Origin of the sequence: Enterobacter sp. 120016, from assembly GCF_018383635.1 — a bacterium.
Lineage (GTDB): Bacteria > Pseudomonadota > Gammaproteobacteria > Enterobacterales > Enterobacteriaceae > Enterobacter > Enterobacter asburiae_D.
This window is the reverse complement of the sequence record NZ_JAHAWC010000001.1, coordinates 344,882-358,358: the sequence shown is the minus strand read 5'-3', so window position 1 is coordinate 358,358 and position 13,477 is coordinate 344,882. Positions and strand designations below refer to the sequence as shown.

Below are 13,477 nucleotides of genomic sequence, written 5' to 3'. Positions count from 1 at the left end.
GGATGACGAGCGTGATGAGTGCTTCTACACCTTCGCCTCTGCGCGTTGCCATCATTGGCGCCGGGCAGGTCGCGGATAAAGTGCATGCCTCGTATTACGCCACGCGCAGTGATGTTCAGATGGTGGCTGTCATGGACAGCCATCCTGAACAGGCTCGGGCGTTTGCGGAACGTCATGGTATTTCCTCGGCATGGCAGGATGTGCGAGAGATGCTCGAGGCGGTTAAGCCGGATGCGGTGAGCGTCTGTTCGCCTAACCGGTTCCACTTCGAGCACGTCATGGCCGCGCTCGAAGCGGGCTGCCACGTGATGTGTGAAAAACCACCTGCTATGACGCCGCAGGAGGCCGATCGGATGCGCTTGGCCGCGCGCAAGGCGGGAAAAGTGCTGGCGTATGATTTTCACCATCGTTCTGCTCTTGATACGCAACTGCTGCGTGAGGCTGTGATAAAGGGTGCTCTGGGGGAAATTTATTACACCACGGCGCAGGCGCTACGGCGCTGCGGGGTTCCAGGCTGGGGCGTCTTTACCAATAAAACGCTACAGGGCGGTGGGCCTCTGATTGATATCGGCATCCATATGCTGGACGCCGCAATGTATGTTCTGGGTTTCCCTGCGGTAAAACGGGTGTCTGCACACAGCTTCCAGAAGCTGGGAAACCGTAAAAGCAGCGGCCAGTTTGGCGAGTGGGATCCCACGCAGTTTACCGTGGAAGATGCCCTGTTTGGCACCATTGAGTTCTGCAACGGCGGCATTCTGCGTCTGGACACGTCGTTTGCGCTCAACATCCGCGAGCAGTCGATCATGAACGTCTCATTCTGCGGTGAAAAGGCGGGGGCAACGCTGTTCCCGGCGCACATCTACAGCGACGAAGCCGGTGATTTAGTCACCCTCACGCAGCGTGAAGAGGCTGACGACCAGCGTCATATGCGCAGTATGGATGCCTTCGTACGCCATGTGTTGGGAGAGCCCGTGATGATCGCTGATGCGGAGCAGGGGCTGGTTATCCAGCAGCTTGTCGCCGCGCTGTATGAATCAGCAGAAACAGGGGAAAGCGTGACGTTATGCTAAACGTGTCTGTATTAACCGACCCGGGATTTTGTCCACACAGCCTGAATAAATACGCCTCCATCATGGCCTGCGGTAATGGCTACATGGGGATCCGGGCTGCGCATGAAGAAGATTACACCCAGCAAACCCGAGGCATGTATCTTGCGGGTCTCTATCATCAGGCGGGTCGTAACGAAACCACTGAGCTGATCAATCTGCCGGATATCACCGGTATTGATGTTGAGCTGGATGGCGTCAATCTCACGCTCCTGTCAGGCGAAATTCTTGAGTGGCAGCGCGAGCTGGCATTTGCCAATGGCGAACTTCGTCGCAGCGTCGTCTGGCGCTCGCCTGACGGGAAACGCTATCGTCTGGAAAGTCGTCGTTTTGTGTCGCTGGACCAGTTGCCCTTAGTGGCCATGCAGCTTTCGATTACACCGCTTGATGCCGCCGCGCAGGCCGTGCTGAAAACCGGCATTGATGCAACGCAAACGAACAGCGGCAGACAGCATCTGGATGAAATGTCGGTCAGAGTGTTCGACCAGCAATACATGCAGGGTGTATATGAAACGCAGGACCGTGCGTCAGAAGTTGTTGTTTCGGCGTTTTGTCAGCTCTCAGCGAAGAGCGATAGCTGTTTCACCGCCAAAAATCGTTGTCTCAGCGTTCATCATTCGCTGACGATTGCGATGGGTGACACTGTCACGCTCGAGAAAATCGTCTGGCTGACGCATCGCAGTGATAAAGCGCTGTCGCAGGCCTCTTTCGCCCGCAACGCGCTGGCCGATCTTAAGGTCTGTGCGGCAAGAGGCTACGACGCGTTGCTTGAGAGCTCATCGTATGCCTGGGAAGAGGTATGGCGTGACGCTCGGGTGGAAGTGGACTCTACGGAGTATCAGGATCAGATGGCGCTGGATTACGCCGTCTGGCACTTGACGACCATGACGCCTGCCCATGATGAGCGAAGCAGTATCGCCGCCAAAGGGCTGACGGGCGAGGGGTATAAAGGCCACGTCTTCTGGGATACCGAAATTTTCCTGCTGCCTTTCCATCTGTTCACCCGCCCGAAGATAGCTCGCAGCCTGCTTCGCTATCGCTGGCTTAATCTCTCAGGCGCACGGGAAAAAGCCCGTCGCAACGGCTGGCCCGGCGCGTTGTTCCCATGGGAAAGCGCCGCCAGCGGCCTGGAAGAGACGCCGGAGTTCGCGGCTATCAACATCCGAACCGGCACGCGCCAGAAGGTGGCCTCCGCGCTGGCGGAACACCACATCGTGGCGGACATTGCCTGGGCCGTCGTCGCTTACTGGCAGGCGACACACGATGATGCCTTTATGCGAAGTGAAGGCCTGACGCTGCTGATGGAAACCGCTGCATTCTGGATGGGCCGCGCTACGGAAATCAATGGTCGTCTCGAAATCCATGACGTCATCGGACCGGACGAATACACCGAGCATGTGAACAACAACGCGTATACCAACTATCTTGCCTGGCACAACGTCGCCTGCGCTCGCCGGTTTATGGCGATGTTTGGGCGCGAGGATGACGGTTTTACGCAGAATGCCACACGGTTCCTGACGCGCTTATGGCTACCGGAGGCCGATGCAGACGGTGTGATCCCCCAGGATGATACCTTCATGGCAAAACCTGCCATCGATCTGAGCCGCTACAAAGCCAAAGCGGGTAAGCAGACCATTCTGCTCGATTATTCCCGCGCGGAAGTTAACGAGATGCAAATCCTTAAGCAGGCCGATGTGGTGATGCTTAATTATCTACTGCCGGAGCGGTTTACCCCGCAGCAGTGTGCCGCCAATCTGGCGTTCTACGAGCCCCGCACGATCCATGATTCGTCGCTGAGCAAGGCCATTCACGGCATTGTGACCGCCCGCTGCGGTGAGACCGAAGGTGCCTACGCCTTCTGGCGTGATGGCGTCGCCATTGACCTTGGGGACGACCCGCACAGCTGCGATGACGGGATTCACGCTGCTGCGACCGGCGCTATCTGGTCCGGCGTCATTCAGGGCTTTGCCGGTATGCAGATAGTGGAAGGAGAACTGCACCTTGCGCCCCGGTTGCCGGCCCACTGGCGAAGGCTTGCTTTCCCCCTGCGCTGGCGGAACGCAACGCTGCACTTTACGTATGAAAACGAGGTTTTAACCATTGAAGCTTCGGCACCGGCCACGCTGACGCTGTGGGGCAAAACGCTTCACGTGTCGGGGCATAAAGTTTGCGCCTATAAGGACTTTCTTGCATCTGTAAATGGGACCGCTACCACGGAGGTGCGCCATGACGCTTAAGGCTGTTGTATTCGATCTGGACGGTGTGCTCACCGATACCGCACACCTCCACTTTTTGGCCTGGCGTGCAGTAGCGGAGGAGATCGGCATTACCTTCGATGAAGTCTTTAACGAACAGCTGAAGGGGATAAGCCGCATGGATTCCCTTCAGCGCATCCTGAAGCATGGCGGGAAAGAGGGGACGTTTAGCGATGAGCAGTGCCTCGCGCTGGCGACGAAGAAAAACGCGCTCTATGTCCAGTCTCTGGCGTCACTGACGGAAGATTCTCTGCTTCCCGGTATTCGCGACGTGCTGGCGGATATCCGTGCGGCGAACGTCAAAATTGGACTCGCCTCCGTTTCACTGAATGCCCCAGGCATATTGCGTGCCCTGGGCATTCAGCACGCGTTTGATTTTTGCGCTGATGCTTCCCTCATTGTCTGTTCGAAGCCGGACCCGGAGATCTTCCTCGCCGCCTGTGCTGGCCTGAATGTGCGTCCTGAAGAGGCCATGGGTATCGAAGATGCACCTGCAGGCGTTGAGGCGATCAACGCGGCGGGAATGCTGTCGGTTGGGATTGGATCTGGCCTGAACCATGCGGGATTACAACTTCATTCAACGCGGGAACTGACCTGGAAATGCCTGACCGAGTTTTGGGCATCCCGGACGTAATGATAAGGAATTAACAATGGCTCAACTGTCTCTGAAATACATTCAGAAAATCTATGATAACCAGGTCCACGTGGTTAAGGATTTCAATCTCGAAATCGAAGACAAGGAGTTCATCGTCTTCGTCGGGCCTTCGGGCTGCGGTAAATCCACGACGCTGCGTATGATTGCCGGTCTGGAGGAGATCAGCGCGGGGGAACTGGTCATTGACGGGGTGTGCATGAATGACGTTCCCGCCAAGTCTCGCGATATTGCGATGGTGTTCCAGAACTATGCGCTTTATCCGCATATGACGGTCTACGACAACATGGCGTTTGGCCTGAAGATGCAAAAAATTGCGCCTGCGGTTATCGAAGAACGCGTTAACTGGGCGGCTCAGATCCTCGGATTACGCGAGTACCTCAAGCGTAAGCCGGGCGCGCTGTCCGGCGGCCAGCGTCAGCGCGTAGCGTTAGGCAGGGCGATCGTGCGCGAGGCGGGCGTGTTCCTGATGGATGAACCGCTCTCCAACCTCGATGCCAAGCTTCGCGTGCAGATGCGGGCTGAAATCAGCAAGCTGCACCAGAAGCTCAACACCACCATGATTTACGTGACCCACGATCAGACGGAAGCCATGACGATGGCGACCCGCATCGTAATCTTAAAAGACGGCATTATTCAGCAGGTTGGTGCACCGAAGCAGGTGTACAACGAACCGGCAAACATGTTTGTCGCAGGGTTTATTGGATCGCCAGCCATGAACTTCATTCGCGGCGCTATCGACGACCGCTATTTCGTCACGGAAACGCTGCGGCTTGAGATCCCGGAAGACACGCTCGCTTCACTGAATGCCGCAGGGTATCAGCGCAAAGCCGTGGTCTTTGGGATCCGCCCGGAAGATATTCTCACTATGCAGAGCCGAGGTGAAAACATCGCGGCGAAAGTCAGCGTAGCCGAACTGACCGGCGCGGAGTTCATGCTCTACGCCACCGTTGGCGGCCATGAGCTGGTTGTTCGCGCTGGCGCCGCGAATGATTATGCCGCTGGGGATAATATCGACATCCAGTTCGATATGAATAAGTGCCATTTCTTCGACGCTGAAACCGAAGCGGCTATTAGATAAGAAAGGTGTTCGCCGGAAATGCAAATTTCCGGTTTTTTTGTTTGTTACTTATAAAGGGAATATTTAATGGGTACTCTACTAAGAAGTGCTGCGCTCGTTCTGTGCGCAGGGGTTAGCTGTGCACAAGCATCAGAAACAGCTAAACAGTGGGAATTTAATATTGGTGCAATGTATGAAATCGAAAACGTCGAGGGGCAGGGCGACGATAAAGATGGATTATATGAACCTTCCGTGTGGTTTAATGCAACCTGGGATGCGTGGACTATTTCACTGGCGATGTATCAGGAGGGGCCGGTTGATTACAGCAGCATGACCCGTGGAACCTATTTTGACCGTCCTGAATTTGAATTACGCTATCGTTTTATCGGAACCGATGATTTTACTTTCGGTCTGACCGGCGGTTTCCGAAATTATGGCTATCACTTTAAAGATGAACACGGTGCCAAAGACGGCAGCGCGAATATGCAGCGCTACAAAGTTCAGCCTGACTGGGATATTAAATTAACCGACGACTGGCGTTTTGGCGGCTGGTTTGCCATGTATCAGTTTGCTAACGATCTGGAAAAAACCGGCTATGCTGACAGCCGCGTTGAAACCGAAACGGGCTTTACCTGGACCATTAACGAAACCTTTGCGGCTAAAGTGAATTACTATTTAGAGCGCGGTTTCAATATGGACAGTTCCCGTAATAACGGCGAGTTTTCGACCCAGGAAATTCGTGCCTATCTGCCCATTTCGTTAGGCCAGACCACCCTGACGCCTTATACCCGCCTGGGGCTTGATCGCTGGTCGAACTGGGACTGGCAGGACGATCCTGAGCGTGAAGGACACGATTTCAACCGACTCGGTCTCCTCTACGCTTACGATTTCAACAATGGTCTATCCATGACGCTGGAATACGCCTATGAGTGGGAAAACCACGATGAAGGCGACAGCGACCGCTTCCACTATGCGGGGGTTGGCGTAAACTACGCGTTCTGACCGGGGGCACGCCAGGGGCACTACGCCCCTGGTTTTAGCGAAGGGATGCAGCCAACAAAAAGTGGGTATCAACCAGCACTTTTTGCGGGGCGGGCTGACCGGCAATACGCCTGAAAAGAAGATCGCAGCTCTCTTCCCCCAGCTTACGGGTGGGGATATCAAAGCCGCCAGGTGCAGGCGTTAAAATGAGAGACAGCATCGGGTCACTGTATCCGGCTATCACCACCTGCTCCGGGATCATCAGATTTAACTCATCCGCCGCGCGATAGAGGCTGAGCAACTTCATGCTGTCGGTAGCAAATACCGCATCAGGCGGCGTGGGTGACGACAACAGTTCCAGAGCCGCCGCAAGCGCGCTCTCATGGGTATAACCGCCATCCCTGATCCAGTCCGGGTTAATGGCGATATGGTGCTTTTCCAGACTGGCTTTATAACCCGCCAGACGATCGATAGAAACATGATAATCAAGCGGCGCATGCAGGCAGGCAATTTTTCGGCGACCGTTTTTTATAAAGGTTTCGGTCAGCGTGGCGCTGTCATGGAAATTATCCGTGTCGACGGAATAAATATTCTGATACTCACCTTCAACTTTGCCGATAACCACTACCGGTACGCCATACGCATCCAGCGTGGTGAAAAAGGATTCATTTGCCGGTGAGCTCAGCATAATGATCCCTTTGATCATCTTCTGTTTTATTTTACTCACACATTTCAGCAGATCGTCTTCGCTGCTTTTTGAGGTCTGTAAAATAACGTCAAAACCTTCTTCTTCCGCTTTTGCCGTAATGGCATGAAGGACATCGGAGAAAAAAGGATTACCGGCGGTGGTTTTGGTTGAACGGGTAGAAATAACCATAATGGCATCGAAGCCTGAAGAGGTCAGGGCGCGGGCCAGTTTGTTGGGCTGATAATTTAATTCGTCAATCGCCTTCAGCACTTTTTCACGCGCTTCGGGAGAAATATTCGTTTGTTTATTCAGAACGCGGGAAACGGTTGATTTCGATACGCCCGCAACCCGTGCGATATCATAGATGGTGGGTGACATACACCTTACTCACTCCGGACTGACAGCAATGTCGTTCATCTTACTGGAGAGAAAACGGCAATAGCAATAAATAAGAATTGATAATCAACGATCTGCCCCCATTTATTGTATTCTGAAGCCATGTATTCAAGGCTTCCAGGCAACGAAGGACGGCGATGAAGCGACTTAAAAACGAAATCAATTCACTGGTGAACCGCGGCGTTGACCGTCATCTGCGTCTGGCCGTGACGGGGCTGAGCCGCAGCGGTAAGACGGCGTTTATCACCGCGATGGTAAACCAGCTCCTGAACCTGCACGCCGGGGCGCGTCTGCCGTTGCTTAGCGCGGTGCGGGAAGAGCGCCTGCTGGGCGTGAAGCGCGTACCACAGCGTGATTTTGGTATTCCACGCTTTACCTATGACGAAGGGCTGGCGCAGCTCTACGGCGATCCGCCCACGTGGCCGACGCCGACGCGAGGGGTCAGTGAAATTCGCCTCGCGCTGCGTTTTCGCTCGAATGAATCCCTGATGCGCCACTTCAAGGATACCTCCACGCTGTACCTGGAAATCGTCGATTACCCAGGCGAATGGCTGCTCGACTTGCCGATGCTGGCGCAGGATTACCTCAGCTGGTCCCGTCAGATGGCGGGCTTGTTGCAGGGGCAGCGCGCCGGGTGGTCGGCCAAATGGCGACAGCTGTGCGAAGGCTTAGACCCGCTTGCCCCGGCCGATGAAAACCGTCTGGCAGCCATTGCCGAAGCCTGGACGGCGTATCTGCATCAGTGCAAGCAGGAAGGGTTGCACTTCATTCAGCCGGGGCGTTTCGTTCTGCCGGGAGATTTAGCGGGCGCCCCTGCGCTTCAGTTCTTCCCCTGGCCGGATGTGGATGGGGTGGGCGAGTCGAAGCTGGCGCAGGCCGACAGGCACACTAACGCCGGGATGCTGCGCGAGCGTTACAATTACTACTGTGAAAAAGTGGTCAAGGGATTTTATAAAAACCACTTTTTGCGATTTGACCGTCAGATTGTGCTGGTGGATTGTCTGCAGCCGCTCAACAGCGGGCCGCAGGCCTTCAACGATATGCGCCTTGCGCTGACGCAGCTGATGCAAAGTTTTCACTACGGGCAGCGGACGCTGTTTCGCCGTTTATTCTCTCCGGTGATCGACAAGCTGCTCTTTGCGGCCACGAAGGCCGATCACGTCACGGTCGACCAGCATGCCAATATGGTGTCGCTGCTGCAGCAGTTGGTGCAAGACGCCTGGCAAAACGCCGCCTTCGAAGGGATCGGCATGGATTGCCTTGGCCTCGCGTCCGTGCAGGCGACGCAAAGCGGGCTGATTGACCTTAACGGCGAGAAAATACCGGCATTACGCGGGAACCGGCTCAGCGACGGTGAACCGCTTACCGTGTATCCGGGCGAAGTGCCTGCGCGGCTGCCGGGTCAGCCCTTCTGGCAGAACCAGGGCTTCCAGTTTGAAGCCTTCCGCCCGCAGGCAATGAGCGTCGATCGGCCATTACCCCACATCCGTCTGGATGCGGCGCTGGAGTTTTTGATTGGAGATAAATTGCGATGACGGAACCGTTAAAACCGCGCATAGACTTTACCGGAACGCTTGAGCAGGACCCTCAGGAGGCGTTCAAAACCGCGCAGACGTTCAGCGGCACGCAGGCTGATAACTTTGCCCCGGCCCTGACTGAGGAGCCTGGCGTCGAGGAAGGTCCGGCAGAGGCGGTTGTGGAAGCCGCTCTGCGTCCAAAACGCAGCCTGTGGCGCAGGATGGTCACCGCCGGTCTGGCGCTGTTTGGCGTAAGCGTGGTTGGGCAGGGCGTGCAGTGGACGATGAATGCCTGGCATACTCAGGACTGGGTCGCGCTGGGCGGATGTGCCGCGGGCGCGCTGATTGTGGGGGCGGGCATCGGGTCGGTTGCCACCGAGTGGCGTCGGCTCTGGCGATTGCGCCAGCGCGCGCACGAGCGTGATGAAGCGCGGGATCTGCTCCACAGCCACGGCACCGGGAAAGGTCGCGCATTCTGTGAAAAGCTGGCCAGCCAGGCCGGAATCGATCAGTCGCATCCGGCGCTTCAGCGCTGGTATGCCGCTATCCATGAAACCCAGAATGACCGGGAAGTGGTGACGCTCTACTCCCATATGGTTCAGCCGGTGCTGGATGCCCAGGCGCGACGGGAGATCGGCCGCTCTGCGGCGGAATCCACCCTGATGATTGCCGTCAGCCCGCTGGCGCTGGTCGATATGGCCTTTATCGCCTGGCGCAACCTGCGCCTGATCAACCGTATTGCAAACCTTTACGGTATAGAGCTGGGTTATTACAGTCGACTCAGGCTGTTCAAACTGGTCCTGCTCAACATCGCGTTTGCCGGGGCGAGCGAGCTGGTGCGCGAAGTGGGCATGGACTGGATGTCGCAGGATCTGGCGGCGCGTCTTTCTGCTCGTGCCGCCCAGGGTATCGGCGCGGGATTATTGACGGCGCGGTTGGGGATTAAAGCAATGGAGGTCTGCCGTCCGCTGCCGTGGATTGATGGCGATAAGCCCCGGCTGGGGGATTTCAGGCGTGAACTGATCGGCCAGCTCAAAGAGACGCTCAATAAAAAACCTGCTCCGTGAGGTTTTGTTCACTAATCGTGCTGGCTGTCAATATTTGTTGACAGCCATCTTCCGGATAGCCGTGTTCTGACATATCATTTTACTGTTATTGGCTTAAAACGGTGAATTTCCCATGCGTCTTGAAGTCTTCTGTGAAGACCGTCTCGGTCTGACCCGCGAATTACTCGATCTTCTTGTTTTACGTAGCATTGATTTACGTGGCATTGAGATCGATCCTGTCGGGCGAATTTACCTCAATTTTGCCGAAATTGAATTTAATACCTTCAGCAGCCTGATGGCGGAAATCCGCCGTATCGCTGGCGTTACGGATGTACGCACCATACCCTGGATGCCCTCTGAGCGTGAGCACCTGGCGCTGAGCGCGCTGCTGGAAGCCATGCCAGAGCCGTTCCTCTCCCTGGATTTGAAAAGCAAAGTTGAGCGCGTTAACCACGCGAGCTGCCAGCTTTTCGCGCAGAGCCAGGAAAAGCTCAGCAATCATAACGCCGCGCAGCTGATCCCCGGCTTTAACTTCCAGCGCTGGCTGGACAGCAATCCGCAGAACACGCTTAGCGAGCATGTGGTGATTAACGGGCAGAATTTCCTGATGGAGATCACGCCGGTCTATCTGAAAGGGGAAGGGAATACCCGCGTGTTGACCGGGGCGGTGATCATGCTGCGCTCGACGCTACGCATGGGCCGTCAGCTGCAGAACCTCTCCAGCCAGGACGTTGGCGCGTTCAGCCAGATTATTGCCGTCAGCCCGAAAATGCGCCACGTGGTTGATCAGGCGCGCAAGCTCGCAAGCCTGACCGCGCCGCTGCTGATTACCGGAGATACCGGCACCGGGAAAGACCTGCTGGCTCACGCCGTGCATCTGGCGAGCCCGCGTGCGGCTAAGCCTTATCTGGCACTTAACTGCGCCTCTATTCCGGAAGATGCCGTTGAGAGCGAGCTGTTTGGTCACGCGCCGGAAGGCAAGAAAGGGTTTTTCGAGCAGGCTAACGGCGGCTCCGTGCTGCTGGACGAGATCGGCGAAATGTCGCCGCGTATGCAGGCTAAGCTGCTGCGTTTCCTGAACGACGGAACGTTCCGCCGCGTCGGTGAGGATCACGAAGTGCATGTTGACGTGCGCGTCATTTGCGCCACCCAGAAAAACCTGGTTGAGCTGGTGCAAAAGGGGATCTTCCGCGAGGATCTCTATTACCGCCTCAACGTCCTGACGCTGAATATTCCACCGCTGCGCGATTGTCCGCAGGACATCATGCCGCTAACGGAGCTGTTTGTCGCCCGCTTTGCCGACGAGCAGGGAGTGCCGCGTCCGAAGCTGTCTGCCGATCTCGGTACGGTGCTCATGCGCTACGGCTGGCCGGGCAACATTCGCCAGCTCAAAAACGCCGTTTATCGTGCGCTGACCCAGCTTGAAGGCTACGAACTGCGTCCGCAGGATATTCTGTTGCCCGATTACGACGCGGGGACGGTGTCTGTCGGCGAAGAGGCGATGGAAGGTTCGCTGGATGATATCACCAGCCGTTTTGAGCGCTCGGTGCTGACGCAGCTGTACCGCAGCTATCCCAGCACCCGCAAGCTGGCAAAACGGCTTGGCGTCTCGCACACCGCGATCGCGAACAAGCTGCGCGAATACGGTTTGAATCATAAGAAAGGCGACGAATAACAAAAAAGCCTCTGCAAAGAGGCTTTTTACTTTACGTTTATTCCTTCGCCATCGGCGTGTTAACAATTTCTGTTTTTGTCTCTCCCTGAATCGACGCAATCCTGCTTTCCACGTCTTTCACCTGCTGCGGGCTGTGCAGCAGGGTATAGGTCAGGTCAAACTGCGCGCTGGCACCGGGCTGCAGCTGCTTAACCCGCTTCTGCTCGCGTTCAATCGTAACGGGGTAGGCGTAGCTGGTGCCTGGCTCAATGCCCATGACGTAGCCCTGCTTCAGCGTGTCGGTGTTCTTCCATAAGGTCAGCACGGGCAGCTGGCGGGTATCAAACTGGATTGACGCGCCTTTATCTCCGGCTTTATTGACCACCGCCGCGAGCGTTTCGTGGTTATTGTCCGCAATCGGTTTAATGTTAAAGACCATCTCATCAAAGCCTTTTGTCGGCCCGGCATAGGTTTGCCAGTCGTTAACGCCCGCTTTAGCGTAGTCATTGAATGGGCTCACGCTCACCGCTGGCGCAAGGAAACGGGCGCCTTCTTCGAGGATCGGCGTGCCGAAGTTGCTGTGATAGATGATTTGGTAATCATGAGGGTAATCAGCATGGTTTGTCAGAACATCATGCAGGCTGAACTGGTTGGTTCCGGGAACGTAGCGCAGTTCGGTCATGGTTTGCAGATCCGCTTTTTTAAACGTGCTCTCTTTGATCAAACCGCGAACGCGGATCTCATGCGGGGCGGCATCCGCGATTTCAACCTCGACCTGCGAAACGGGGGTATTACCGGCCCTGCCATGCAGGGTGTAAATTTGCCCGTCCGCGGTGACCGGGTGCCCGGTCCACTCATAGCCACAGCGCACCATCATCTCGTTGAAACCATCCAGCCAGCCAAGGCCGTTGCGGCTTTCAAGATTGATATATGCCGGATTAACGACCTCTTTGACGGGTGAATTCCACCCCAGTCGGGTGCCAAAGCCTTCTACATGCAGAAGGTTCATCCCACGGGTTGGGCTCAGGGTAATGGTCAGGCCATCCTTGCTGCTGATAATGATGACTTTGCTGCCTTCCTGTTTACCGCCGTGCAAGACTTTTTGCTCAATGCTGAACGTTTGGTCTTTAACTTTCAGCTCATCGCTGGAAATCTTCCAGTTTCCTTTCTCCACGCTGCTTTCAGCGCTAGTCAGCACCCAGGTCTTGGCCGCTGCATGGCCAGAAATCAGTACCGCAAGGAGCGTAAAAGCGAATTTAATCTTCATATATTATCCTTTTTGCTGAAACGATTATTTTCTTTCGTAAGCAAATCTAATGTTTAGACAAAAAGGGAAATGTGATGTGCTTCACTGGGGATGAAAATAGGGAATTTTAACGATTATTATGCGTTATTGATCACGCTCATGTTACATATTGTCTAAGTTATTGCATGATTAATGTGACTTGCGCGTATTTGCGCTTTAACGATTCAGCTTTGACGCAATAAAAAACCCCGCCGCGGCGAGGTTGAGAATAAGTTGTATAGAATGCTAAGTACTTATTATGCTTTCAGCACGTCCAGCGCGGCAGTGTAGTCCGGCTCGGTGGTGATTTCGTTAACCAGTTCGCTGAAGACGACGGTGTCGTTTTCATCAAGAACCAGTACAGCACGTGCTGCCAGACCTTTCAGTGGACCTTCCGCGATGCTGACGCCGTATTTCTCGAGGAAATCTGCGCTGCGCAGGGTGGAGAGGGTAATCACGTTGCTCAGGCCTTCGGCACCGCAGAAACGGGACTGGGCAAACGGCAGGTCAGCGGAAATGCACAGCACAACGGTGTTGTCCATTTCAGTCGCCAGCTGGTTGAATTTACGCACGGATGCGGCACAAACGCCGGTATCAATGCTTGGGAAAATGTTCAGCACTTTGCGTTTGCCCGCAAACTGAGCCAGTGTGACGTCAGACAGATCTTTAGCCACCAGAGTAAAAGCCTGCGCTTTGCTGCCAGCCTGCGGAATGGAACCTGCAACAGCAACCGGGTTGCCCTGGAAATGAACGAGTTGTGACATAGATATCTTCCTGTTTACATATAGTTAACGTCGTGGCTAGTGTATGCCATCAGCGGATAACACGGCAAACCAA

General features: G+C 55.3%; 11 protein-coding genes. 8 read left to right on the top strand and 3 right to left on the bottom strand.

Annotation, left to right across the window (positions count from 1 at the left end):
* Positions 1 to 11: 11 nt before the first annotated feature.
* From ycjS to KIF87_RS01695, 5 genes are all read left to right on the top strand, one after another.
* Positions 12 to 1,070: a D-glucoside 3-dehydrogenase gene (gene ycjS, locus KIF87_RS01715; protein WP_213327722.1), complete on the top strand. Its 1,059-nt coding sequence runs from the start codon at positions 12 to 14 to the stop codon at positions 1,068 to 1,070.
* Positions 1,064 to 3,343: a glycoside hydrolase family 65 protein gene (locus tag KIF87_RS01710; RefSeq protein WP_213327721.1), complete on the top strand. Its 2,280-nt coding sequence runs from the start codon at positions 1,064 to 1,066 to the stop codon at positions 3,341 to 3,343. The genes ycjS and KIF87_RS01710 overlap by 7 nt, the downstream gene beginning before the upstream one ends.
* Positions 3,333 to 3,995 (top strand): beta-phosphoglucomutase, encoded by a 663-nt coding sequence (pgmB, locus tag KIF87_RS01705; RefSeq protein WP_213327720.1) that lies wholly within the window; start codon positions 3,333 to 3,335, stop codon positions 3,993 to 3,995. Before KIF87_RS01710 ends, pgmB begins: the two co-directional genes overlap by 11 nt.
* A 16-nt stretch (positions 3,996 to 4,011) precedes the next feature.
* Positions 4,012 to 5,094 (top strand): ABC transporter ATP-binding protein, encoded by a 1,083-nt coding sequence (locus KIF87_RS01700; protein ID WP_213327719.1) that lies wholly within the window; start codon positions 4,012 to 4,014, stop codon positions 5,092 to 5,094.
* A gap of 66 nt (positions 5,095 to 5,160) precedes the next feature.
* A complete protein-coding gene (locus KIF87_RS01695) occupies positions 5,161 to 6,075 on the top strand; it encodes an OmpG family monomeric porin (RefSeq protein ID WP_159514325.1) in 915 nt (304 codons plus the stop codon).
* A gap of 34 nt (positions 6,076 to 6,109) precedes the next feature.
* Here the strand turns inward: KIF87_RS01695 and KIF87_RS01690 are convergent, their stop codons facing one another.
* Positions 6,110 to 7,120, bottom strand: coding sequence for a LacI family DNA-binding transcriptional regulator (locus KIF87_RS01690; RefSeq protein ID WP_213327718.1), 1,011 nt, complete (start codon positions 7,118 to 7,120; stop codon positions 6,110 to 6,112).
* Between the two features lie 155 nt (positions 7,121 to 7,275).
* On the opposite strand from KIF87_RS01690, the gene KIF87_RS01685 reads away from it, so the two are divergent.
* The 3 genes from KIF87_RS01685 to tyrR all read left to right on the top strand — a co-directional run bounded on the left by KIF87_RS01685 (position 7,276) and on the right by tyrR (position 11,376).
* Positions 7,276 to 8,673, top strand: a complete 1,398-nt coding sequence (locus tag KIF87_RS01685; protein ID WP_213327717.1) for a YcjX family GTP-binding protein — start codon at positions 7,276 to 7,278, stop codon at positions 8,671 to 8,673.
* The gene (locus KIF87_RS01680) at positions 8,670 to 9,722 is read left to right on the top strand and encodes a YcjF family protein (RefSeq protein ID WP_213327716.1); all 1,053 of its coding nucleotides are present in this window, start codon (positions 8,670 to 8,672) and stop codon (positions 9,720 to 9,722) included. The genes KIF87_RS01685 and KIF87_RS01680 overlap by 4 nt, the downstream gene beginning before the upstream one ends.
* A gap of 112 nt (positions 9,723 to 9,834) precedes the next feature.
* Positions 9,835 to 11,376, top strand: a complete 1,542-nt coding sequence (tyrR, locus tag KIF87_RS01675; protein ID WP_023312028.1) for a transcriptional regulator TyrR — start codon at positions 9,835 to 9,837, stop codon at positions 11,374 to 11,376.
* Positions 11,377 to 11,413: 37 nt separating this feature from the next.
* Here tyrR and KIF87_RS01670 read toward each other — a convergent pair whose 3' ends face one another.
* Both KIF87_RS01670 and tpx read right to left on the bottom strand, forming a co-directional pair.
* Entirely contained in the window at positions 11,414 to 12,622 is a 1,209-nt protein-coding gene (locus tag KIF87_RS01670; protein WP_213327715.1) for an aldose 1-epimerase family protein, read from the bottom strand.
* A 275-nt stretch (positions 12,623 to 12,897) separates the two neighbouring features.
* Entirely contained in the window at positions 12,898 to 13,404 is a 507-nt protein-coding gene (tpx, locus tag KIF87_RS01665) for a thiol peroxidase (RefSeq protein ID WP_023335907.1), read from the bottom strand.
* Positions 13,405 to 13,477 lie beyond the last annotated feature (73 nt).